General features: G+C 73.5%; 21 protein-coding genes. 11 read left to right on the top strand and 10 right to left on the bottom strand.

The window, feature by feature from the left end:
• Positions 1-165 precede the first annotated feature (165 nt).
• Positions 166-318: a hypothetical protein gene (locus ACH4C6_RS05935; RefSeq protein WP_398107282.1), complete on the top strand. Its 153-nt coding sequence runs from the start codon at positions 166-168 to the stop codon at positions 316-318.
• Positions 319-327: 9 nt separating this feature from the next.
• Here ACH4C6_RS05935 and ACH4C6_RS05930 read toward each other — a convergent pair whose 3' ends face one another.
• The 4 genes from ACH4C6_RS05930 to ACH4C6_RS05915 all read right to left on the bottom strand — a co-directional run bounded on the left by ACH4C6_RS05930 (position 328) and on the right by ACH4C6_RS05915 (position 5,109).
• Positions 328-1,749 (bottom strand): oxygenase MpaB family protein, encoded by a 1,422-nt coding sequence (locus ACH4C6_RS05930; RefSeq protein ID WP_398107922.1) that lies wholly within the window; start codon positions 1,747-1,749, stop codon positions 328-330.
• An 86-nt stretch (positions 1,750-1,835) separates the two neighbouring features.
• Entirely contained in the window at positions 1,836-2,525 is a 690-nt protein-coding gene (uppS, locus tag ACH4C6_RS05925) for a polyprenyl diphosphate synthase (protein WP_398107921.1), read from the bottom strand.
• Positions 2,526-2,856: 331 nt separating this feature from the next.
• A complete protein-coding gene (locus tag ACH4C6_RS05920; RefSeq protein ID WP_398107281.1) occupies positions 2,857-4,065 on the bottom strand; it encodes an NAD(P)/FAD-dependent oxidoreductase in 1,209 nt (402 codons plus the stop codon).
• 99 nt (positions 4,066-4,164) lie between these two features.
• Positions 4,165-5,109 (bottom strand): RNA polymerase sigma-70 factor, encoded by a 945-nt coding sequence (locus ACH4C6_RS05915; protein ID WP_398107280.1) that lies wholly within the window; start codon positions 5,107-5,109, stop codon positions 4,165-4,167.
• Between the two features lie 200 nt (positions 5,110-5,309).
• On the opposite strand from ACH4C6_RS05915, the gene ACH4C6_RS05910 reads away from it, so the two are divergent.
• From ACH4C6_RS05910 to ACH4C6_RS05875, 8 genes are all read left to right on the top strand, one after another.
• Positions 5,310-6,968, top strand: a complete 1,659-nt coding sequence (locus ACH4C6_RS05910; RefSeq protein WP_398107279.1) for an FAD-dependent oxidoreductase — start codon at positions 5,310-5,312, stop codon at positions 6,966-6,968.
• Between the two features lie 336 nt (positions 6,969-7,304).
• On the top strand, positions 7,305-8,450 hold the full coding sequence (locus ACH4C6_RS05905; protein ID WP_398107278.1) for a SchA/CurD-like domain-containing protein: 1,146 nt from the start codon (positions 7,305-7,307) through the stop codon (positions 8,448-8,450).
• 69 nt (positions 8,451-8,519) lie between these two features.
• The gene (locus tag ACH4C6_RS05900; RefSeq protein ID WP_398107277.1) at positions 8,520-8,963 is read left to right on the top strand and encodes a cupin domain-containing protein; all 444 of its coding nucleotides are present in this window, start codon (positions 8,520-8,522) and stop codon (positions 8,961-8,963) included.
• The gene (locus tag ACH4C6_RS05895) at positions 8,960-10,225 is read left to right on the top strand and encodes a beta-ketoacyl-[acyl-carrier-protein] synthase family protein (RefSeq protein ID WP_398107276.1); all 1,266 of its coding nucleotides are present in this window, start codon (positions 8,960-8,962) and stop codon (positions 10,223-10,225) included. The genes ACH4C6_RS05900 and ACH4C6_RS05895 overlap by 4 nt, the downstream gene beginning before the upstream one ends.
• Complete coding sequence (locus tag ACH4C6_RS05890; protein ID WP_398107275.1) at positions 10,222-11,475, top strand: ketosynthase chain-length factor; 1,254 nt, start codon at positions 10,222-10,224, stop codon at positions 11,473-11,475. The genes ACH4C6_RS05895 and ACH4C6_RS05890 overlap by 4 nt, the downstream gene beginning before the upstream one ends.
• 33 nt (positions 11,476-11,508) lie before the next feature.
• The gene (locus ACH4C6_RS05885) at positions 11,509-11,763 is read left to right on the top strand and encodes an acyl carrier protein (protein ID WP_398107274.1); all 255 of its coding nucleotides are present in this window, start codon (positions 11,509-11,511) and stop codon (positions 11,761-11,763) included.
• A 1-nt stretch (position 11,764) separates the two neighbouring features.
• On the top strand, positions 11,765-12,235 hold the full coding sequence (locus ACH4C6_RS05880; protein ID WP_398107273.1) for an SRPBCC family protein: 471 nt from the start codon (positions 11,765-11,767) through the stop codon (positions 12,233-12,235).
• Between the two features lie 27 nt (positions 12,236-12,262).
• The gene (locus tag ACH4C6_RS05875; protein ID WP_398107272.1) at positions 12,263-12,595 is read left to right on the top strand and encodes a TcmI family type II polyketide cyclase; all 333 of its coding nucleotides are present in this window, start codon (positions 12,263-12,265) and stop codon (positions 12,593-12,595) included.
• A gap of 124 nt (positions 12,596-12,719) precedes the next feature.
• On the opposite strand, the gene ACH4C6_RS05870 is transcribed toward ACH4C6_RS05875, so the two are convergent.
• The 5 genes from ACH4C6_RS05870 to ACH4C6_RS05850 all read right to left on the bottom strand — a co-directional run bounded on the left by ACH4C6_RS05870 (position 12,720) and on the right by ACH4C6_RS05850 (position 17,932).
• A complete protein-coding gene (locus ACH4C6_RS05870; protein WP_398107271.1) occupies positions 12,720-13,748 on the bottom strand; it encodes a methyltransferase in 1,029 nt (342 codons plus the stop codon).
• Between the two features lie 91 nt (positions 13,749-13,839).
• Positions 13,840-14,934: a nitrous oxide reductase family maturation protein NosD gene (locus ACH4C6_RS05865; protein ID WP_398107270.1), complete on the bottom strand. Its 1,095-nt coding sequence runs from the start codon at positions 14,932-14,934 to the stop codon at positions 13,840-13,842.
• A 121-nt stretch (positions 14,935-15,055) separates the two neighbouring features.
• A complete protein-coding gene (locus tag ACH4C6_RS05860) occupies positions 15,056-15,562 on the bottom strand; it encodes a GNAT family N-acetyltransferase (RefSeq protein WP_398107269.1) in 507 nt (168 codons plus the stop codon).
• Positions 15,563-15,639: 77 nt separating this feature from the next.
• Complete coding sequence (locus ACH4C6_RS05855; RefSeq protein ID WP_398107268.1) at positions 15,640-16,326, bottom strand: adenosylcobinamide amidohydrolase; 687 nt, start codon at positions 16,324-16,326, stop codon at positions 15,640-15,642.
• Positions 16,327-16,426: 100 nt separating this feature from the next.
• A complete protein-coding gene (locus ACH4C6_RS05850; RefSeq protein WP_398107267.1) occupies positions 16,427-17,932 on the bottom strand; it encodes an FAD-dependent oxidoreductase in 1,506 nt (501 codons plus the stop codon).
• Between the two features lie 154 nt (positions 17,933-18,086).
• Here ACH4C6_RS05850 and ACH4C6_RS05845 point away from each other — a divergent pair, with 154 nt between their 5' ends.
• Complete coding sequence (locus tag ACH4C6_RS05845; protein WP_398107266.1) at positions 18,087-19,283, top strand: cytochrome P450; 1,197 nt, start codon at positions 18,087-18,089, stop codon at positions 19,281-19,283.
• Between the two features lie 82 nt (positions 19,284-19,365).
• Here the strand turns inward: ACH4C6_RS05845 and ACH4C6_RS05840 are convergent, their stop codons facing one another.
• The gene (locus ACH4C6_RS05840) at positions 19,366-20,652 is read right to left on the bottom strand and encodes a helix-turn-helix domain-containing protein (protein ID WP_398107265.1); all 1,287 of its coding nucleotides are present in this window, start codon (positions 20,650-20,652) and stop codon (positions 19,366-19,368) included.
• A gap of 682 nt (positions 20,653-21,334) precedes the next feature.
• Between ACH4C6_RS05840 and ACH4C6_RS05835 the strand changes: the two genes are divergently transcribed.
• Positions 21,335-22,021 carry a PAS domain-containing protein gene (locus tag ACH4C6_RS05835; RefSeq protein ID WP_398107264.1) on the top strand — a complete coding sequence of 229 codons (687 nt, stop codon included), beginning with the start codon at positions 21,335-21,337 and terminating at the stop codon, positions 22,019-22,021.
• Positions 22,022-22,078: the final 57 nt, after the last annotated feature.

The following is a 22,078-nucleotide window of genomic DNA, read 5'->3' as shown; positions in this document are numbered from 1 at the left end:
ACCGGGCGTCACCGCAGTCGCCAAACCACCCCCGCCGGTGAAACCCGCCCGGGCCCCCTGGCCGCCGCGACCGCTGCCGCGGGTGCGATCTTCATCCGCTCGGCCCATGGTGGTCCTGGACCCTCTGCGTCACGCCGCGCACGGCACCGCTGGTCAGGAGGCGTCATGATGGCCTTGGCACTGCTCACGCCCCTGGTGCTGCTGGGCGTGGTGTTCGCACTGGACGCCTTCGAGGGGTTCCTGTTCCCGCCACCGCCCGCCGGCCCCGCCGACGCGCCGGAGGAGACCACGCCCGCCCACCTGTTCACAGAGGAGTGACCCGGGCCGTCACGCCTGGGCCAGCAGGGGGTCGTAGGCGGTCGTGCGCCGGCGCCCGGCCATGAAGGACAGGAAGTCGCCGACGAAGGCGCTGCGGCTGTAGGTCGCGTCGGCGCCGGGGGCGTCCCGGTGGAAGCCGGTGCGGAACAGCGCCCGGTACTCGTCGGCGTCGATGCGCTGGTTGCCGTCCTTGTCCGTGACGTCGAAGAGGACCTCGGCGACCCGGATCAGGGCCGGTCCGGCCAGGGACGGGACGGCGGCGGCGTACTCGTGGGCGCTGACGCGCCCGTCGCCGTCGGCGTCGAGGGCCGTCTGCAGTTCGCGCCACCAGTCGGCGTACGCGTCGTAGAGCCGGGTCTCCTCGGGCTCGTCGAGGTCGAGGCGGCCGGACAGTTCCCGGGCCATGGCGGCCAGGTCGGGCCAGTCCAGGTACCCGTCGCCGGTCTGGTCGAGGACGTCCGCGAAGAACTCCTCCGCGCTGCGCCGGGCCGTGCCGCCCGCGGCCGGTTGCGGTTCCGGTTCCGGCTCCGCGGGGAGCGGGGTGATGAGGCGGATGAGGGCGCCGGCCCGCTTCATCTGGTCCCGCAGGGCGCTGATCGTCCGCGCACGCGGATCGTCGCTGTCGGGGGAGAGCGTGACCATCTCCGCGATGGTGTCGGCCTGGATCCAGCCCTCGGGCAGGAACCGGGCCAGACCGGCCGCCAGGTACGCGCCCTGCATCAGGGTCGGGACGCCCGCGATCTCCGGCAGACCGGCCCGCCGCCGGAACGGCTCCGGGAGGGACGCCACGGTGATCGCTCCGATGACGGGGCCGGCGACGGCCCGGCCGGTCGCCCACAGCGCGGGGAGGCCGTTCAGCAGCGGAGGGGCGGGCAGGTGGTCGAACAGCTTGTACAGGATGATCCGCATCGCCTCGGTGTTCTCCAGCTCCTCGGCGACCACCCGGTCGTAGTAGGGCCAGAACTCGTCGAGGGTGGGCGGCAGATGGGAGGCGTCACCCTCCATCGTGGCGAGGAACGCCTGGAACTCGGCGTACAGCTGCTCCATCCTCGCCTGGTCCAGCGGCTCGCCGCTGAGACGGCACATGGTGACGGCGCTCTCGAACATGGTCGCCACCACCCAGGCCCGCACGGCCGGGTCCATCGCGTCGTAGGGCCGCTCCCGTGCGTCGGTCCCGCGCAGCCGTGCGTGCATGCGGTTGAGCCGGGCCGCCTCCCGCTGCCGCACCTGCTCGTCGGCCCCGAACATCCGGCGCAGGCTCATGAACGTGTTGCTCAGCCGCCGCCAGGGGTGGACGACGAACGTGGAGTTCTCGATGAGGGCGGCGCCGATCTGCGGGTGTGCCGCCTCGAGCACGGTGGCCCGGATCATGGCCAGCGCCCAGCGCGGGTCGTTGAAGAGGGCGTGGAACTGCGAGCCGGGACCGAACAGGGGCCCCGGCGCGGTGTCGTGGTCCTCGGTTCCTTGCTGTTCCGTACCGGCACCGGCGGGCGCGGAGCGAGGGCTGTCTGCGGTCGTCACGATCGGGTCTCTCCGTTCTGGGTCGGCAGTACGCCGCCGAAGCGGCGGTCGCGCTGCCGGTAGGCGTGCAGGCAGTCGAGGAAGTCGGGGGCGCGGAAGTCGGGCCACAGCGCCGGCGGGAAGACCCACTCGGCGTAGGCGACCTGCCAGAGCATGAAGTTGGAGATGCGCTGCTCGCCGGAGGTGCGGATGACCAGGTCGACATCCGGGGTGTCGGGGAAGGGCAGGTGGTCGGCGAAGCTCCGCTCGGTCACGGCCTCGGCCGGCACACCACTGCGGATCAGCGACCGTGCCGCCTCGACGATGTCCCTGCGGCCGCCGTGGTCGAAGGCGACGGTCAGGGTCATCTGCCGGTTCTGCGCGGTCAGCGTCGTCAAGTCGCGGATGTCCCGGGCCAGTTCCGGGGGGATGCGGGGATCGGTCATGCCCAGGAAGCGGCAGCGGATGCCGCGCGCGTGCAGCAGCGGGGCGTGTTTGCGCACCACGCGGCGCACCAGGTGCATGAGGAAGTCGACCTCGGCGTCGGGCCGTCGCCAGTTCTCCGTGGAGAAGGCGTACAGGCTCAGCCAGCCCACACCGGCCGCCCGCGCGGCTTCGATGACGTCGATCACCGTCGTCTCGGCGGCACGGTGCCCCGAGGTCCGGGGCAGTGAACGGCGGGCCGCCCAGCGGCCGTTCCCGTCCATCACGCACGCGACGTGGCGGGGCACCGGACGGGGCCCGGGCACGCTCACGCCGCCGTGCGACGCAGCGGGAGGAGAAGTGAGCACCTCGCTCGTCGACCGCTCCGCTGTCACGTACGCCCCCCTCAGCGCCCCGGCCGGCGCGCCCCCCGGGGAGCGACGGCGCCCGACGGGCCCCCGCCGTTACTCGATCACCAACGGCAGGTTGACAGCGATCAGGCGGGCGGGGACGGCAGTTGCGGGGGAATCACCCCCCGTACGCGTGTCCGGGGCCGGGACGCACGACGGCCGGGCGGACGCCCCGCAGGGTGCCCGCCCGGCCGGCTGCCCCCGGTCAGGCGGCGGCCTCGGCCTCGGCCTCCGTCACCGGGGCGGTGCGGGACGGTTCGGCGACCACCCGGCGGCGGCGCGTCGGAAGGCCGATCGTCGGGTGTGCGACCCCCCAGGCAGCTCCCTTGCAGATGAGCTCCTTGTAGGTCGCCGCGAGCCGTCCGGTGAGGGCGTGGCGCACCGCGCGGTCGTCGGCGGTGACGTACTGGATCAGGCCCTGCCTGCGGCCCAGCGAGATGCACTGGTTGAAGTAGCGGATCGAGATCTCGGGGAGCTTCCGGCCCGTCAGGCGGGCGGCGATGGCGTCGGCGGCCTGCCAGGAGGTGGGGACGCCCGAGGCGCAGGACATCCGCAGCGGCTTCCCGCCCGGGCCGGCCACCAGGGCGGCGTCGCCGACGGCGTAGACGTCCGGGTGGGAGACCGAGCGCATCGTGGCGTCGACGACGATCCGGCCGGTGCCGTCGACCTCCAGGGCGGAGGCCCGCGCGATCGGGTGGACCGCGAATCCGGCGGTCCAGACGGTGACCTCGGCGGGCACGGCCGTGCCGTCGGAGGTGAGGATCCGGTCGGCCTCGACCGCGGTGACCTCGACGTTCTCGTGGACGGTGATGCCGAGCCCGTCGAACACCCTGCGCAGGTGCCGGCTGCCCTTGTCGGACAGCCAGTCGCCGAGGCCGCCGCGGGCGGCGAGGGAGACGTCGAGGTCCGGGCGGGCCTCGGCGATCTCGGTGGCGGCCTCCACGCCCGTCAGGCCGCCGCCGACCACCACCACGGGCCGGCCGGCGTCCAGCCGGGCCAGGCGGTCGCGCAGCCGCAGCGCGCCGGGCCGGCTCGCGATCTGGTGGGCGTGCTCGGCGGTGCCGGGAACGCCCTGGTCGTTCCAGCCGCTGCCCAGGGCGTAGACGAGGGTGTCGTACTCCAGCTCCTCGGTGCCGCCGCCGGTCGTCACCGTGACCGTCCGGGCGTCGACGTCGATGCCGGTCACGTGCGCGACCTTCAGGGTCACGCCGGTGTCCGCGAACATCTCGCCGAGGGGCCGGGGCGTGAGCTCCTGGCCGACGGCGAGCTGGTGCATCCGGACGCGTTCGACGAAGTCGGGCTCGGCGTTGACCAGCGTGATGGCGACATCGTCGCGGTGCAGCCGCCTGGCGATGCGCCCGGCAGCGGACGCTCCGGTGTATCCGGCTCCGAGAACGATGATGCGGTGCTGCATGGCCTGCTCCTGTCGTCAGCGGGTTCGCCTCCTGAACCGGGCGGCGTCCCGTTTCCTGACAGCCAGGGCTTGTGACGTACGTCACACTTTCCTGAGGGGTCAGAACGCTTGCAACAAGGGCTCCCCGTGCTCGGTGGCGGCCCACCGCTCCGTCGCGCGCTCCAGCTTGTCGGGGTTGACCTGGCTGCGGAACGCGGCGATGCCATCGGCGCCGATCTCCAGGCACATGACGCCGACGACCCGGCCGTCGACCACCACCACCAGGGCCGGGCCCCCGTTCGCGGTCGAGGCGTAGATGTCCGGGGAGCCGCCGACCAGGTCGCGCTTGGCCTTGCTCGGCTTGAACAGCCCCCGCATGAACGTCGCGACCGCGGCGGCACCCTCGAACGCGCGGGCGCGGGCCGGGACCTTGCCGCCGCCGTCGCCGACCGCCACGGCGTCCTGCGTGAGGAGCCGGACGAGCGGCTCGGTGCGACCGCTGGTGGCGGCCGCCAGGAACTCGTCGATGATCTTCCGGGCGGCCGCCTCGTCCACCTCGGCCCGGGCCTTGCCGGCCGCGACGTGCTTCTTCGCCCGGTGGTGGATCTGCTGGCTGGCGGCCTCGCTGACGTCCAGGATCTCGGCGATCTCCCGGTGCGAGTAGGCGAAGGCCTCACGCAGCACGTACACCGCCCGCTCGTTGGGTGACAGCCGCTCCAGCAGGACCAGGACGGCGTACGACACCGATTCGCGCTGCTCGGCCGTGTCCGCCGGGCCGAGCATCGGGTCACCGGCGAGCAGCGGCTCCGGCAGCCACTGGCCGACGTAGGTCTCGCGGCGGGCGCGGGCCGAGGAGAGCTGGTTCAGGCACAGGTTCGTGAGCACCTTGGTCAGCCAGGCCTCGGGCACCTCGATGCGGTCGACGTCGGCCGCCTGCCAGCGCAGGAAGGTCTCCTGCACCGCGTCCTCGGCCTCGCTCGCCGAGCCGAGGAGACGGTAGGCGATGGCCCCCAGGCGGGGCCTGGCCGCCTCGAAGCGGTCCACGTCGTGCACGGTCAGCACCATGGCCCGGATCCTAACCGGCCCGCCCACCGGACGCGGCGGCCGGTGCGGCTGCGGGTGCGGGGGCGCCGGGTGGTCGTACGGCTCCGACCCGCGAGCAGGCGGGTGAAGCCTGAGCCACCGTCAGCTCCCCGGGGCATGCATGAGGATCGCCGCCGTATCCCGGCCTGGGCGGCGGCATCGACGCGCTGGAGGCGAGAGTGATGAACGAACGAGCCGGACGGACGGGCCCCGACACCATCAGCGTCCCGGTCCTCATCGTAGGCGGCTCCCTGGTCGGCCTGTCGACGTCCCTGTTCCTGGGACGGCTGGGCGTGCCGCACGTGCTGGTGGAGCGTCACGCGGGCACCTCGATCCATCCGCGGGGCCGCGGCAACAACGTCCGCACGATGGAACTGTTCCGGGTGGCGGGCGTGGAGAGGGCGATCCAGGACGCCGCCGCCACCCTGGCCGTCAACCACGGCATCCTCCAGACGCCCACGCTGGTCGGCGACGCGGGCGAGTGGCTGTTCCGGGACATCGACCCGGGCGGCGGTCTGGCCCGCTTCAGCCCCAGCGGCTGGTGCCTGTGCAGCCAGAACGACCTGGAGCCGGTCCTGCTCGACCACGCCCGCGCGCACGGCGGCGACCTGCGCTTCTCCACAGAGCTGATGTCGTTCGAGAGCGACGCCGACGGGGTGACCGCCCTGGTCAAGAACCGCGAGACGGGAGAGCACACCACCATCCGGGCCGACTACCTCGTCGCCGCGGACGGCCCGCGCAGCCCCGTGCGCGAACAGCTCGGGATCACCCACAGCGGACCGGGCGACCTGTTCCACAACGTCAGCCTGACCTTCCGCTCCCGCCGGCTCGCCGACGTCGTGGGCGACCGCCACTTCATCGTCTGCTACCTGACCGACCCGGAGGCCGACGGCGCCCTGCTGCCGGTGGACAACCGCGAGAACTGGGTCTTCCACGCCCCCTGGCACCCCGAGCGGGGACAGAGCCTGGACGAGTTCACGGACGAGATGTGCACCGACCACATCCGCCGCGCGGTCGGGGTCGACGACCTCGACGTGGAGATCACCGGCAAGGCACCCTGGCACGCCGCCCAGCGGGTCGCCCGCAGCTACCGGTCCGGCCGGGTGTTCCTCGCGGGCGACTCCGCCCACGAGATGTCCCCGACCGGCGCCTTCGGCTCCAACACCGGCATCCAGGACGCGCACAACCTGGCCTGGAAACTGGCCGCGGTACTGGGCGGCTGGGCCGGCGAGGCACTGCTGGACACCTACGACGCGGAGCGCCGCCCCGTCGCCGAGGCCACCAGCGCCCGGGCCGCCGCCCGGTCGGCCGAGCACAGCCACCCCGGTTTCGCACCGCCGCCGGCCGCGGGCGGCGGCGGCCCGCAGCGGGGCATCCTGAACGTCGCCCTCGGCTACCGCTACACCCAGGGTGCCGTCGCGGGCGCCGACCCCGAGGCCCCCGTGGTGCCCGAGGGCCTCGACCTGACCGGCGCGCCCGGCACCAGGGCTCCCCACCTGTGGGTGCGCCGCGGGGACGACCGGATGTCCACACTCGACCTCTACGAGCGCTCCCTGGTGCTGCTCAGCGACGCCGCCGAGCCGAACGGGTGGCACGAGGCGGCCCTCCGCCTCGCCGGAGAGCTGTCCGCGCCGCTGGAGTCGTACCGGGTGGGCAGCGGGGACCGGGCGGATCTGGTCCCGGAGGACTCCGCCGACTGGGCGGAGCGCCACGGCACCGGTCCCGGCGGCGCCGTGCTCGTCCGGCCGGACGGGTTCGTGGCCTGGCGTTCCCGCGGGGCGGAGGCGGACGCCGAGGCGACGCTCCGCGACGTCCTGCGGACCGCGCTGGCCGTGGGCTGACGTCCGCACCCCCTCGCGGCCCGGCACGTCGAGCGCCGGGCCGCGGCCGTGCGGCGGGAAGCCGCCCACGGGCCCCCTCCCGACGTGTGTAGACGGAAACCACCCGCGCCCGGCACGGGCCGTCACCTGTGCGGGGGAGTACGGGCGGCGGAGCAGCGGCATCGCGCTTCGGCAGGTCCGCCCCGGCATATGCCCCCCGGCCGCACCCGCCGCATCACTCCTGCACTACATCCGAGTCGCGCGATGCGTGGAATCGGCCACAGGATCGAGGAACGCTGACGTCGCCCCTCTGCGACCGGCGCCCACTTTCCCCTCCGCGAAGGAGCTGTGCGCAGGATGACCACCACGTCCGAACGGGCCGCAGGTTCGCGGGTGCGGCAGGCGTCGCACCATGTCTCCCAGTCCGTCTTCGACGGCTCCCGGCTGCGCGTCGTCCTCCTGGTCGACGTGAACGACGGTGCGCAGCAGGAGTTCCTCGAAGCCTACGAGCAGCTGTGCAACCAGGTCGCGTCCGTCCCCGGGCACGTCAGCGACCAGTTGTGCCAGTCGATCGAGAACCCCTCCCAGTGGCTCATCACCAGCGAGTGGGAGAGCGCCCCGCCGTTCCTCGCGTGGGTCAACAGCGAGGAACACGTGCAGATGGTGCGGCCGCTGCACAACTGCGTGCGCGACACCCGTTCGCTGCGCTTCCACGTCGTGCGCGAGACCGGCGGCCCGGCGGACGGCCCCGACGCGGCACAGCGCCGCCTCCAGGCCGCGCCCCGGATCGGTGACGGCGTCATCCGGCACGCGCTGACCTTCACCGTCAAGCCGGGCAGCGAGGACGTCGTCGCCAAGATCCTCGCCGAGTACGCCTCGCCCGAGCCGAAGGTCGACGACTCCACCCGGCTGTGCCGCACCTCGCTGTTCATGCACGGCAACCGCGTCGTGCGGGCCGTGGAGGTGCGCGGCGACCTGCTGGCGGCCCTGCGCCACGTCGCCCGCCAGCCCGAGGTACGGGCCGTCGAGGAGGCCATCAACCCGTACCTGGAGCAGGACCGGGACCTCAACGACCCCGAGTCCGCCCGGGTCTTCTTCACCCGTGCCGCGCTGCCGGCCGTCCACCACGTGACGGCCCGGGACCAGGACGAGCGGGCCGAGCGGCACGCCCTGTACTACCCGGCCCGGCCGGAGTGCGGGATGCGGCTGGCCGAGCTCCTGGCGCACCAGGACGAGGCGGCCGCGGACGACCCGCGCAGCCCGGTCCTGCGCAGCACGATCTTCCAGCGCGACGACGTCGTCGTCCGGCTGGTCGACGTGCGCGGCGCGCTGGAGGACGGCGACCCGGCCCACATCCTCGGACTGTCCGACCCGGCGCGGACGGCCGAACTGACGACGCTCCTCGACGACGCCGCGGACGCGTCCGGGGACGCCGGCCCGGCGCGCCTGCTGGAACTGGCGCGCATGGACTTCGTCACCGACCGCCGGGCGCCCGACGCCTGACCGTCCACCCCCGGGGAGAGGCGGAGCCCGCCTCTCCCACGCCGGTGCAGCACATCAACGGAGGAACGCGTGATCACATCCCGTCCCAAGATCGTGAGCCTGAACGACGTCGAGCCCAACCGCCGGCGAGGCGGTGACCTGCGCGCCATGCTCACCCCGGCGGCGGTGGGCGCCACCAGCGGCTTCATGGGCGTGGCGCTCATCGAGCCCGGCGACCGCATCGGCGAGCACTACCACCCCTACTCCGAGGAGTTCGTGTACGTGGTGTGCGGGCAGCTGGAGGTCGACCTCGACGGGGAGCCGCACCCGCTCCTGCCCGAGCAGGGCCTGCTGATCCCGCTCAACGTGCGCCACCGCTTCCGCAACGTCGGCAACGTGGAGGCGCGCCTGGTGTTCCACCTCGGCCCCCTCGCCCCGAGCCCGCCGCTGGGCCACGTGGACACCGAGGAGACCGACGCCGAGTCCGCGGTGGTGGGGGCGGAGGCGGCCGGACGAGACCAGGTCCCGTCATGACCCGACGTGTGGCGGTCACCGGTATAGGCATCGTCGCGCCCGGCGGCATCGGCGTCCCCGCCTTCTGGGATCTGCTGTCGGCCGGGCGCACGGCGACCCGCGGCATCACGTTCTTCGACCCGGCGGGCCTGCGGTCGCGGATCGCCGCCGAGTGCGACTTCGACCCCGCCGCGCACGGACTGGCGGCGAGCGAGGCGGAACGCTCGGACCGCTACATCCAGTTCGCCATGGTGGCGGCGGACGAGGCGGTCCGGGACGCCGGTCTCGACGTGGACGCCGAGAACCCGTGGCGGGTCGGCGTCTCGCTGGGCACGGCGGTCGGCGGCACCACCCGGCTGGAGAACGACTACGTCCTGGTCAGCCACGGCGGTGAGCGCTGGGACGTGGACCACCGCCGGGCGCGCCCGGACCTGCACCGCGCGTTCTCGCCCAGCACCCTGGCCTCGACGGTCGCGGAGCGGTTCGGGGCGCGCGGCCCGGTGCAGACCGTCTCCACGGGCTGCACCTCCGGACTGGACGCGGTGGGCTACGCCTTCCACACCGTCGAGGAGGGCCGGGCCGACGTCTGCATCGCCGGCGCCTCGGACTCGCCGATCTCCCCGATCACCATGGCCTGCTTCGACGCCATCAAGGCCACCTCGCCCAACAACGACGACCCGGCCCACGCCTCACGGCCCTTCGACGCCGACCGGGACGGGTTCGTCATGGGCGAGGGCGGCGCCGTCCTCGTCCTGGAGGAGCTGGAGCACGCCCGGGCCCGCGGCGCCCACGTGTACTGCGAGCTCGGCGGCTACGCCACCTTCGGCAACGCCTACCACATGACCGGCCTGACCAGTGAGGGCGTGGAGATGGCCCGTGCCATCGAGGAGGCCCTCGAACACGCCCGGCTCGACCCCACCGCCGTCGACTACGTCAACGCGCACGGCTCGGGCACCAAGCAGAACGACCGCCACGAGACCGCGGCGGTGAAGCGGGTGCTGGGCCCGCACGCCTACGAGACCCCCATGAGCTCCATCAAGTCGATGGTGGGCCACTCCCTGGGCGCCATCGGGGCGATCGAACTCGTCGCATGCGTCCTGGCCCTGGCGAACCAGGTGGTGCCGCCGACCGCCAACTACGAGACGCCCGACCCCGAGTGCGACCTGGACTACGTGCCGCGTGTGGCCCGTGAGCGCAGGCTCGACAGCGTGCTCTCGGTGGGCAGCGGCTTCGGCGGCTTCCAGTCCGCGGTGGTCATGAGCCGGCCGAGGGAGACACGATGAACGCATCCCGCCCACGGCGCGCGGCCGTCACGGGAGTCGGTGTGATCGCGCCCAACGGATCCAGCACCGACACCTTCTGGAAGTCCACCCGGGAGGGCATCAGCGTCCTGGACCGGGTGACCCGCGAGGGCTGCGAGCACCTGCCGCTGCGCGTGGCGGGCCAGGTGCGCGACTTCGACCCGTCGGCGGCGATCGAGGAGCGCTTCCTCGTCCAGACCGACCGGTTCACCCACTTCGCGATGGGCGCTGCCGATCTCGCCCTGGACGACGCCCGGTTGCCCCGGTCGGAGACCGACAACGCGCCGTTCTCCGTCGGCGTGGTCACCGCGGCCGGCTCCGGCGGCGGCGAGTTCGGCCAGCGCGAACTGCAGCAACTGTGGGGCAAGGGCAGCCGCTACGTCGGCCCGTACCAGTCCATCGCCTGGTTCTACGCCGCCAGCACCGGCCAGATCTCCATCCGCCGCGGCTTCAAGGGCCCCTGCTCGGTGGTCGCCGCCGACGAGGCGGGTGGCCTGGACGCCCTCGCGCACGCCGCCCGGGCCGTGCGCCGCGGCACCGACGTGATCGTGGCCGGGTCGACCGAGGCACCGATCGCGCCCTACTCGGTGGTCTGCCAACTCGGCTACGAAGAGCTCAGCACGGTCGACGACCCGGCCCGGGCCTACCGCCCGTTCACCTCCTCGGCCTGCGGGTTCGTGCCCGCGGAGGGCGGCGCCATGCTCGTCGTCGAGGCGGAGGAGACGGCCCGGGCGCGGGACGCGCGGGTGCGGGCGCACCTGGCCGGGCACGCGGCGACCTTCACCGGCGCCTCCCGGTGGGAGGAGTCCGCCGAAGGGCTCGCGCAGGCCGTGCGCGGCGCCCTGGCCGAGGCCGAGTGCGCCCCCGAGGAGATCGACGTGGTCTTCGCCGACGCGCTCGGCGTGCCGCTGGCCGACCGTGCCGAGGCCCTCGCCCTCGCCGACGCCCTGGGAGCCCACGGCACCCGGGTGCCCGTCACCGCGCCGAAGACCGGCATCGGCCGCGGCTACTGCGCGGGACCGCTGATGGACGTCGCGGCGGCGGTGCTCGCCATGGAGCACGGCGTGATCCCGCCAACGCCGAACGTCTTCGACGTCTGCCACGACCTCGACCTCGTGACGGGGCAGGCCCGCACCGCCGAGGTGCGCACGGCCCTGGTCCTCAGCCGGGGACTCATGGGGTCCAACTCGGCGCTGGTGCTGCGGCACGGCGCCACCGGCGCCTCGTCGTGAGGCGCCTCGGAACAGGAGAGGAAGGAAAACGCCATGAGTGACCGCATCACCGTGGAAGAGCTGTCCGAACTCATGAAGAAGTGCGCCGGTGCCACCGTCAGCCCGGCCGAACTGCGCCAGGAGGGCGCGCTGTTCGAGTCCATGGGCGTCGACTCGCTGGGCCTGCTGGGCATCGTGGGCGAGCTGGAGAACCGGTACGGCACGCCGATGCCGACCGACGCCGAGCGCTCCAAGTCGCCCCGGCAGTTCCTCGACCTCGTCAACGGCGCCCTTCTGGCAGGAGCGTGACATGGCCGGACACACGCAGAACGAGATCACCATCGCCGCGCCCGTGGACCTGGTGTGGGAGGTGACCAACGACCTGGAGAACTGGCCGCAGTTGTTCAGTGAGTACGCCTCCGTCGAGATCCTGTCCCGGGAGGGCCGCAGGACGACCTTCCGCCTCACGATGCACCCCGACGAGAACGGCACCGTGTGGAGCTGGGTCTCCGAACGCGAGCCGGACCGCGACACCCTCACGGTCGACGCCCGCCGGGTCGAGACCGGCCCCTTCGCCCACATGGACATCCACTGGCGGTACGAGGAGGTCCCGGGCGGCACGCGGATGGTGTGGACGCAGGACTTCGCGATGAAGCCGGACGCACCGGTCGACGACGCCTGGATGACGGACAACATCAACCGCAACTCCAAGGTGCAGATGGGGCTGATCCGCGACCGCATCGAGAAGATCGCCGCCGAGCGCGGCGAGAGCCCGGTCTGACCCGCTGAACCGGACGGAGCACACCCCATGCACCAAGCCCTGATCGTCGCCCGGATGGCCCCGGGATCGGCGCCCGACATCGCCAAGGTGTTCGCGGAGTCCGACCGTGGGGAACTGCCGCACCTCGTCGGCGTGACCCGGCGCAGCCTCTTCCAGTTCGGCGATGTGTACATGCATCTGATCGAGTCCGAGCGCGAGCCCGGGCAGGCCATCGCGCAGGTGGCCGGACACCCCGAGTTCCGCGACATCAGCGAGCGGCTGGAGGCGTACGTCAGCGCGTACGACCCCGCCACCTGGCGTTCCCCGAAGGACGCCATGGCGCAGCGCTTCTACCTCTGGGAGCGCGAGCCGGCCGGCTGACCGCCGCCGGACCTCACCGGTTCGCCGGGCCCACGACGTCGTGGACCCGGCGAACCGGCGTCTGCGGCCGGCCGGGGGAGACCCGGGGTCGCCGGGGCTCCCGGGCGTCCGGGGTGCGCTCGGGTCAGCCGGGGATGTGGCAGTCGAACGCGTGCAGATAGGGGTTGACGGGGCTGATGTCGTCGATGACCAGTCCCGCCTTGGTCAGCCGGTCCACCATGCTCTGCGTGGTGTGCTTCGCCCCGCCCACGTTGAGGAGCAGCAGCAGGTCCATCGCGGTGCTGAACCGCATGGAGGGCGTGTCGTCGACGAGGTTCTCGATGACCACGACACGCGTGCCCGCGCCACCGGCCTCACGGACGTTGCGCAGGGTCCGGGTGGTGCTCTCGTCGTCCCACTCCAGGACGTTCTTGATGACGTAGACGTCGGCGCGCACCGGCACGGCCGAGCGGACGTCGCCCGGCACCACGCGCGCCCGGTCCGCCAGGTCCCCGCCCGGCAGCAGCCGCGGCACCGCGTTCTCCACCACCCGGGGAAGGTCGAGCAGCGTGCCCTCCAGGGTGGGGTACTTGTCCAGCAGGCTCGCCACCACGTGCCCCTGTCCGCCGCCGATGTCGGCGACCGACGCGCAGCCCGTGAGGTCGAGGAACCGGGCGACGTCCTGCGCGGACTGCACGCTGGAGGTCGTCATGGCGCGGTTGAAGACGTCGGCGGACTCCGGGGCGTCCTCGTTGAGGTAGGGGAAGAACTCCTTGCCGTACAGCTCCTGCACCACGCTGCGGCCGGTGCGCACCGCCTCGTCCAGCTTCGGCCACACGTCCCATGTCCAGGGCTCGGTGCACCACAGGGCGATGGCCCGCAGGCTGTCCGGGTCGTCCTCGCGCAGCAGCCGCGAGAGGTCGGTGTGCGCGAACGTGCCGTCGGGGCGCTCACTGAAGACGCCGTAGCAGGACAGGGCCCGCAACAGCCGCCGCAGCGGGGCGGGTTCCGTCTTCACGGACGCCGCGATGTCCTCCACGGCCATCGGCGTGTCACCGAGGGCGTCGGCCACGCCCAGCCGGGCGGCCGCGCGCAGGGCGGCGGCGCAGGCCGCCCCGAAAACGAGCTCCCGCAGCCGCATGGACGGGGGAGGAGCGGGCTGAGTGGTCGTCATGTGCCGCCTTCCTGATCAATTCACGTGAAGCACGAGGGTCGTCAGACGTGTGGGGGACGGGCGCTGCGGCGCGCAGGGCGACGACGCGCCGTCAGCACAGACCGGCGGGCTGCGAGGAGACGCAGGAGTTGCCCTGGAACGTGTTGCCCTTGCCGGGGTCCGTGTTGACCAGGTCCGCCGGGGAGTTGCCGCTCAGCAGGTTGTCGCTGATCCGGTTGCGCTCACTGGGCGTGCCCACGAAGCTCTTGAACACGACGATGCCGCCCGACAGCGGGGACGTGCCGGCGTTGTCCCTGATCACGTTGTGGGTGATCACGTTGTCGTCGGTGCCCGTCAGCACGATGCCGGAGCCCTGGAGAGCGTCCAGGCGCGCGGTCTTCGGGCAGGACTTGTTGTTGCGCTCGATACGGTTCTCGCGCACGGTCACCCGCCCCGCCTTCGGCTTGTTCTCGTCCCCGACGAGGAACACCGCCGCGCAGTTGCCCGTCAGGCGGTTGCCGACGACGGTCAGGTTGCGCAGCCGGCGGACGGTGACGCCGATCCGGTTGCCCTCCAGCCGGTTGCGCTCCACCACCGTGCCCCGGGCGTCCGAGGCACCTTCCTCCTCCGTCACCGTGTTGGCGAGGAACAGGCCCGCGTCACCGTTGTCCCGTGCGGTGTTGCCGCGGAACACCCCGCGCGGCGAGCGCTCGGTGGCGATGCCCCAGACCCCGTTCCCGACCGCGGCGACGCTGCGCACGGTGAGCGCCTCGGCCGAGTGGGCGTACACGCCGGTCTTGCGGAAGCCGGTGACCGTCAGGGAGGCGATGGTGACGCCCTTGACGCTGTCGGTCCTGGTGCCCGTGACGCAGATGCCGTTGCCGGCCGCGGCACACGCCCCGGCGGCGGCCGAGGCGGCCTTGGCGGTGGAGGAGGAGCCGGTGGCCGCCGCGGGCCGGAGCACGGTGCCGCGGCCCATGCCGCGCAGGGTGATCCCCGGCGTGGTCACGTCGACGCTGCCGTGGTGGACGCCGTGCGCCAGCAGCACGGTGTCGCCGGGCCCGGCCGCGTCGACCGCCTGCTGGATCGAGTCGCCCGGCTTCACCAGACGGACGGTGTGCGCGGCGGCGGTGGACGGAGCGGCACCCAGGCTCGTCCCGAGCAGCGCGGCCGTGCACGCCAGATACGCGATATGGCATTTGTTCATATCGCGCAGGTTATGTTCCCTTTGGCCGGGAACCGGTGCGATGGGCCATCCGGCGGCGTGGCATCAGGCGCGTTCCGCCACCCGCCCGCAGTCGGGAGCCGCACGGGATCTCGGAGCGGCCTCAGTCCTCCCGGCCGTCCGTGGCCCCCGTCGCCCGGGGTGCGTGCCGCAGCCATCTGTAGGCGACCGGCTGAACGGCGTTCCAGCTCTGCGCCAGCCCGTCGTCCACCGGCACGAACCCGGCGCCCAGATAGCATCCGAGGGCCCGGTCGTTGTCCGGGTGCACCCGCAGGAAGACGTCGGCGAAGCCGGCCTCGACGGCCCGGGCGGTGAGTGCCGCCACGAGCGCACGGCCCCGTCCCTCGCCCCGGGCCCAGGGCGCCACGATGAGCCGCGCCAGCTCGACCTCGCCCTCCTCGGCGTCGAACCACAGCTCCCCGTACGCCAGGGGCGTTTCACCGTCGACCAGGACGTGGGCCCGTACGTCGTCGTCCTCCTGCCACCCGGTGACCGTCCGCGCGGACAGGGGGAACTCGCGCCGCCCGCACCACATGAGGACCTCCGCCGCGGACGCCGGCCAGCCGGCGACCGCCGGCGCATGCCGAGGGGCGAAAGGGCGAAGTTCCATGATCACCTGCCGTCCGAGCGCTTCCGGGGCAGCGACGGTACGCCGGACGGCTCCCGGCGAGCCACCGGTTTCCGGCCTCACACCCCGGCGGGGGCGGCGTCGCGCACGGCCCGGTGGACGGCGCGGGCCAGCCGCGCGCCCCACAGCGAGCGGGGGCCGGCGAAGGCGTGCGCCTCGTCCCCGGGCAGGGGGGAGCGGGCGGCGACGCACACGGCGTCCGTCGGGGTCCCGGAGCAGTCGTGGCCCGCGTCGAGCAGCGCCTGCACCTTCGCCTCGGTGGCCGTCGCGACGGCGTTGACCAGGGCGGCGTCGGACAGGGCCACGGGCAGCGCGACGACGATGTTGACCGTGCCCGGCCGTGCGTCCGCGTCACTGCCCGCCACCGGGGAGGCCGCCCAGCCTCGCACCCCCAGGCCCGCGGTGGCGAACGCCTCCACGCCGCCGTCACGGGCGCGGCCGTGGGCGCGGACGTCGGCCGCCGTCATGAGCCCGACGCCCGGCCCGTCGGCCCCGGCGGCCCGGGCGAGTTCCGCCAGGTGCCGGTCGGGGTCGGTGCGCCGGTAGCCGTGCGCGACCTGGGCGTTGAGGACGAACGTCCGCGTCCCGATGCCTCCCCCGAGGACGGCGCTGCTGACCATCCGCCACCCCTCGCCCGCCCGCCACAGCAGCCCGTGGAGCCGCTCGCCGTCCTCGACGCGGCTGAGCCGCTCCACCGTCAGCAGTTCGGTGGCGGCGGGGCGGGGCAGCGGGATCGCGGCGGTCACGGACGGGCACTCCTTGCAGGACGGCTACCGGCCGATCGTATGCCGGGCCCGCCCCGCGTCCGGGGGGCGGACCCGGTGTGGGCCCGATCAGGGCGCTTGCTCACGGCTGCCCGGCACGCAGACCGATCCCGGTCAGGTACCGCTCGACATGTGCGGGCGCGTCGGTGGCCAGACCGATGTGGTGGTCCGGGCGGATCACGAACAGTCCACTGCCCAGTGCCTCGGCGAGCGGGCCGCCGGTCACCCGGTGGGTGCGCAGGCCGGGCATGGGCCGCGGCGGCGCGCAGTCCACGGCGAGCAGGGTGAACTCCGGCCCCCGCAGGAGGTCGAAGAGCCGCTCGCAGGGGCCGTCGGCGGTGACGCACGGCAGGTCGGGAGCACGGTCACCGGCCCGGACACCGCTCGCGGAACGGTCGGCGCGGGTGTCGGTCGAGAGACTGCTGTCGCGGTAGTGCACCGACAGCAGGTGGCAGACCTTGCCCCGGTAGCGGGCCTGCTCACCGGCGTCCTGGGTCCTGCGTCCGGCCCGGTACAGCCGTGTGCTCAGATCCAGCACGTCGGCGGCCGCCGCCCGGCGCTCGGCCTCGTAGCTGTCCAGCAGCGTGTCCGGGGCGTGGGACCCCGCGACCAGGGCGAGCTTCCAGCCGAGGTTGCAGGCGTCCTGCACGCCGATGTTCAGTCCCTGGCCGCCGCCCGGCGGGTGCAGGTGAGCGGCGTCCCCGGCCAGGAGGACGCGTCCCTGCCGGAAGCGCTCGGCCAGCGCGGTGCGGGGCCGGTAGAACGAGAACCACCCCACGTCCGTGACGGCGTCCGGGGGGAGATGGGTCCGGGCGGCGACCAGTTCGCGCACGGTCCCGGGTGCCGCGGTGAACTCCTCCCCGGTGATCTTGGCGTTGAGCTGGAAGTCCTCCGTACCCGGCAGCGGGCACATCAGCAGCTCACCGGCCGGGTCGGGCCAGATGTGCCAGTGCTCGCGGTCCAGTCCCCGGACGCGGACGTCCGCCACCACCGCCGAGCGGAGCCCGCCGTCCTCGCCCTTCATGGCGATGCCCGACGCCTCACGGACCGTGCTGTGGCCGCCGTCGGCACCCACCAGGTAGAGCGCCGGGAGCAGCCGCCGGCCACCGTCGCAGGACGTCACCTCGGCCGTCACCTGCGTGTCCGACTGCGTCAGGGAGGTCAGCCGCGCACCGCACTCCAGCGTCCCGCCCAGTTCGAGGAAGCGGTCGCGCAGGATCTCCAGCGTGCGCCACTGCGGGACCAGCCACGGCCGCGGATGGCGCGACACCGGGGCGTCCGGGTCCGGTTCGATCAGCTGCCACTGGCCCCCGCGCTCGCCGTCCCGCCACGTCTGCATGGGCGGGAAGAGGGAACCGGCGGCCTGCACGGCGTCGCCCACGCCGAGGTCGTCGAACACCTCCAGCGTGCGTGACTGCAGGCTCTTGCCGCGGGAGCCCGCGGGCAGGTGCTCGGCCGCCTCGACGACATGGGTGCGCACACCGCGCCGGGCCAGGTCGCAGGCGAGGGTGAGACCGGTCGGTCCGGCGCCGACGACCAGCACGTCCACGGTCGGCTGCCGGGGTGACGAAGGGGTGGGATCAAGCACGTCTCCCTGCTTTCTGCCGTTTGACCGGCACTGGGTGCATGGAGCGGCGCTCTGCCGCACTATGCGGAATGTCCCCCTCGGGCAGGGCGGCCGAGGCCCGTGCCGACCGGTTCCGCCCACATGGCCGCACCCCCGCACGCCCTCAGGAGTACACATGGCCCACGCCGCCGCCTGCCCCTTCGACTTCAGCGAGCACCTCGCCTTCGACCCCGCCCTCGCACACCTCATGGCCCAGGGCCCGGTCACCCGCATCCGGCTGTCCCACGGCGAGGCCAAGGCGTGGCTGGTCACCAGCTTCGAGGGGGTGCGCCAGGTGACCACCGACCCGCGCTTCAGCCGGGCCGCCGTCGTCGGCCGGGACTACCCCCGGATGACCCCCGAGCCGATCGTCTCCCCGGAGTCGCTCAACGTCATGGACCCGCCGCGCAGCACCCGGCTGCGTCATGCCGCCGCCCGGGCCTTCACACAGAGCAGCGTGAGGGGCATGACACCGGCCATCGAGCAGGTGGCGCACCGACTCGTGGACACGATGGCCGAGACCGGCCCGCCGGCCGACCTGGCCCGCTGCCTGTCCGAGCCGTTGCCCAACCACACCATCTGCGCGCTGCTGGACGTACCCGCCGCGGACCGGCCCCTGATGCTGCGCCTCACCCAGCAGATGCTCACCACCGCGCCCGAGGCCAGACAGACGGCGGTCGCGGCCAAGCAGCAGCTGCGCGCCTATTTCACCGCGCTCGTCGCCGAACGCCGCAGGGACGGCGGCAGCGACCTCATCACCACCATGGCGGCGTCCGAGCGGGGGGAGGAGCCCCTGAGCGACGACGAACTGGCCGTCCTGGCCCTGACCCTCATCCTCAGCGGCAACGACACGGCCACCTGCCAGATCAGCAACATCGCCTACACCCTGCTGACCCGCCCCGACCTGCGCGCCCTGATGGAGCGCAGTCCCGAGCGGCTGCCCCGGCTGCTGGACGAACTCCTGCGCCACATCCCCTTCCGCAAGGGCGTCGGGATCCCGCGCGTCGCCCTGGAGGACGTGAAGCTGGAGGGTGTGCTGATCCGCGCGGGTGAATTCGTCCACGTCTCCTACCTGGCGGCCAACCGCGACCCGGAGGTGTTCGAGGACCCCGACGCCATCGACGTCGAGCGGACGCCCCACCCGCACATGACGTTCGGCTGGGGCGGTCACCATTGCGTCGCCAGCACCCTCGCCGTCGCGGAACTGAGAGCCGCGATCGAGGTGCTGTTCACCCGGCTGCCCGGCCTGCGCCTGGCGGTCCCGGCGGAGGAGCTGATCTGGGACACCCGCACGATCCGCCGCTTCCCCGTGGAGCTGCCGGTGGCATGGTGAGGTGACCGGGGGGTGCGGGGCGTGGCGCAGGCGGATGCCCGGTCCCGTCGCCGGGAGCCCACGGCCCCCGCCGCCGCCCGGGTCAGAGGCAGGAGTCGCGCCGGTGCTCCGACCCGGGTCGCTCCCGTGCACCTGCGGCGAGGTCGCGGGGGCGGACGTCGGCCAGGGTCGTGGCCAGGGACTGCCAGACATGGGCCGCCAGATCCACGTTGGCGGACTCCGCCGCCTGCCGCCCCAGCCGGCGCAGCGCGGCGATGCCCTCGTCGGCACGGTCCGCGAGGATCTTCAGGCGGCCGTCGAGAACCGACAGGCGTACGCGGTCGCGGTAGGACAGCCGCAGGTCCTCCTCGGTGAGCAGGGCGCGGCTGAGCGCCCTGGCGTCCTCCAACCGCCCCTGGTGGAAGGCCAGATGGGCCTGGAGCGCCCGCATCTCCTGGAGTTGTGCGGGGGTGCCGACGAGGCGGAGGACGGCGGCGGCCTCACCCAGCCGGTGCTCGGCGTCCGCCACGCGGGGCGGTGACGTCTGGAGCGCGGCGGCGGCCGCCGCGAGCCGCAGCCGGGCCCACAGAGCCACATCGTCCCCGCCGTCCAGCAGGCTCAGGGCCCGTTCCAGGCGCGTCCGGGCGGTCGCGGCGTCACCCTGGCGGTCGCTGACCACCGCGGCCGCCCACAGCGCCTCGGCCGCCAGGGCCGGTGCGGCCCGGGGGAGCAGTTCCCGCTCCAGTTCGGCGACATGGCGGCCGGCCGCCTCCAGCTCGCCGAGTGCCGTCTCGACCCCGATCAGCACGGTCAGAGCGGACAGCGTGTCGGCCACGCCGAGGCGCGCGGTGCGCGCCACGGACAGCGCCCCGACGGCCGCCTCCTCGGCCGCGCGCACGTCCCCCAGCGCGCGCGAGCAGCGGGCCAGCCGGACCCGCGACCGGGCCCGCAGCTCCGCCGCGTCCAACCGATCGCTCAGGTCGACGAGTTCCGTCAGCGTCCTGCGCTCCAGCTCGTGGTCGCCCTCGCGGCCCGCGGCCCCGCTCAGCAGCCACAGCGCCTGCCAGCGGGCGGCGGGGTCCTCGCCCGCGTCCTCCTCGACCGCGCGGCGCAGCGCCGGTGTGTCGTCCGCGCCGGGCGGTGCCGAGGCGACGGCGGCCAGGATGCCGGGCAGGGACCTGCCGTCGGACGGACCGGTCAGGGCCGACGGATCGACGCCCAGCCGCTGGGCGAGGTAGGCCACGGCGCGTTCGGTGGGAGGCCGCTCACCGGATTCCAGCCGCGACAGGTATCCCGTCGACATGCCCCGGCCGACCAGTCCGGCCTGGCTCAACCCCCGTGCCAGCCGTAGCCTTTTCAGCCGGCGGCCGAAATGCGGCTGTTCGAGCATCTCCCTCCTCCGGTTCCTCGGCGCCGTCGGCGAGAACTCTGCCGGTCCCGCCTGCCCGGTCGGGCGTGACGATCGCCCACACTGTATGAAGCCCGGCAAGGGGCGACAAGCCATTAAACGCAGGTCAACAGGCCGCCGCCCAGGCGTTGTCCGGATGTGCGGCCGTTGTTTGAAAAGCCGCGGACATTGCCCGGATCAAGCCCGTTTCACAGCGTGGTTGACGGGTTGCCCAGGTCACTTGGCAAACCCTTGCCAGAGGAGTTTCCGACGCTTAATCTCGAAAGCGCCCCCTTGATGTGATCCCGACTTCGTCATGCGGAGGTTCTCGTGCTGAGCAGGTTCCGACCGGGCCTCTCGCGAAGGCCGGAGGTACGGCCCGCGGACCCGGTCCTCGGTCTCCGGTTCGGATCGGACGCCGAGATCGCATGGCCGTGACAACGTTATCCCCGGCAGCCGTGGGCCGTTCGCCTCGGTGCCGCCTCCTCTGCTCACCCTGACCCACCCGGGAGTCCGGCGCCCTCGTGCCGGCCTGCCCGGCAGGACGCGGACACCGGCCCCGGCCACCGGCGAGGTGGTGCACGCCGTCACCGGACGCTCGTCCACACCCAGGCACAGCGCACCGGTCCGCTCCGCGTCCGCTCACCCTTCCCAGCCCGCACGCAGGAAGAAGGACGGTACGTCCGTGGCGACCACGAGTTTCCCCGACGCCTCGCCCCGCAAGAACCGGACGGCCGCCGCGGCCGCCCCCGCCCGCCGTGGCCCGACCGGCGACGGCCCCCCGGGAGGCGCCGCTTCGGCGGGTGCCTGCACGGCCCACGTCTCGCCCGGCGACCCGGTCGTCACGGCCGCAGAACCGGAATTCGCCGGCCAATTCGGGCTGACCGCCGACGAGATATGCGGGCACAGCCTTCTCGACCTTCTCCGTTCGCCCTTTCCCGCACGGCTCCGGGAGAAATTCGCGGCCCTTTCCGCAGGGCGTCTTCGGCGGTTCACGGAAAAGGCGACCGGCCGGGACGGCGACGGCCGTGATTTCCCGGCGGACGTCACCGCGGTCGCCGTCCGGGAACCGGCGGGCGGCATCGTCGGCGTCGTCGTCCTGCTGCGCCGGGCCGAACACGCCCGGCCCGGCGGGCCGGTGCTCAGCGCCCTCGACGCACAGGTCCTGGAGGGGGTGGCGAGCGGTGAGTCCACGGTGCAGCTGGCCTCCCGTCTCTATCTGAGCCGTCAGGGAATCGAGTACCGCGTCGGGCAGATGCTGCGGCGCTTCGACGCGCCCAACCGCCCCGCCCTGGTGGCGCGGGCCCACGCACTCGGGATGTTCGCACCGGGGCAGTGGCCCCCGCGCGTCCTTGCGGAGCACGTGCGCTGAGGCGGCACACGGGCGGCGGTGATCGGACCGTGCGCCGGTGCGGTCCCGGGGCGCCGG

Source organism: Streptomyces sp. NPDC017943 (assembly GCF_044328425.1).
GTDB classification, from domain to species: domain Bacteria; phylum Actinomycetota; class Actinomycetes; order Streptomycetales; family Streptomycetaceae; genus Streptomyces; species Streptomyces djakartensis_A.
This window is presented reverse-complemented; position numbering and strand designations above follow the sequence as displayed.

Coding starts and splice junctions, on each gene's coding strand:
- ACH4C6_RS05915 (WP_398107280.1), bottom strand. CDS start 5,109: ATGGTGCTGACCGTGCACGACGTGGACCGCTTCGAGGCGGCCAGGCCC.
- ACH4C6_RS05865 (WP_398107270.1), bottom strand. CDS start 14,934: ATGAACAAATGCCATATCGCGTATCTGGCGTGCACGGCCGCGCTGCTC.
- ACH4C6_RS05890 (WP_398107275.1), top strand. CDS start 10,222: ATGAACGCATCCCGCCCACGGCGCGCGGCCGTCACGGGAGTCGGTGTG.
- ACH4C6_RS05920 (WP_398107281.1), bottom strand. CDS start 4,065: ATGCAGCACCGCATCATCGTTCTCGGAGCCGGATACACCGGAGCGTCC.
- ACH4C6_RS05935 (WP_398107282.1), top strand. CDS start 166: ATGATGGCCTTGGCACTGCTCACGCCCCTGGTGCTGCTGGGCGTGGTG.
- ACH4C6_RS05860 (WP_398107269.1), bottom strand. CDS start 15,562: ATGGAACTTCGCCCTTTCGCCCCTCGGCATGCGCCGGCGGTCGCCGGC.
- ACH4C6_RS05845 (WP_398107266.1), top strand. CDS start 18,087: ATGGCCCACGCCGCCGCCTGCCCCTTCGACTTCAGCGAGCACCTCGCC.
- ACH4C6_RS05840 (WP_398107265.1), bottom strand. CDS start 20,652: ATGCTCGAACAGCCGCATTTCGGCCGCCGGCTGAAAAGGCTACGGCTG.
- uppS (WP_398107921.1), bottom strand. CDS start 2,525: ATGGACGGGAACGGCCGCTGGGCGGCCCGCCGTTCACTGCCCCGGACC.
- ACH4C6_RS05880 (WP_398107273.1), top strand. CDS start 11,765: ATGGCCGGACACACGCAGAACGAGATCACCATCGCCGCGCCCGTGGAC.
- ACH4C6_RS05870 (WP_398107271.1), bottom strand. CDS start 13,748: ATGACGACCACTCAGCCCGCTCCTCCCCCGTCCATGCGGCTGCGGGAG.
- ACH4C6_RS05905 (WP_398107278.1), top strand. CDS start 7,305: ATGACCACCACGTCCGAACGGGCCGCAGGTTCGCGGGTGCGGCAGGCG.
- ACH4C6_RS05895 (WP_398107276.1), top strand. CDS start 8,960: ATGACCCGACGTGTGGCGGTCACCGGTATAGGCATCGTCGCGCCCGGC.
- ACH4C6_RS05875 (WP_398107272.1), top strand. CDS start 12,263: ATGCACCAAGCCCTGATCGTCGCCCGGATGGCCCCGGGATCGGCGCCC.
- ACH4C6_RS05885 (WP_398107274.1), top strand. CDS start 11,509: ATGAGTGACCGCATCACCGTGGAAGAGCTGTCCGAACTCATGAAGAAG.
- ACH4C6_RS05910 (WP_398107279.1), top strand. CDS start 5,310: ATGAACGAACGAGCCGGACGGACGGGCCCCGACACCATCAGCGTCCCG.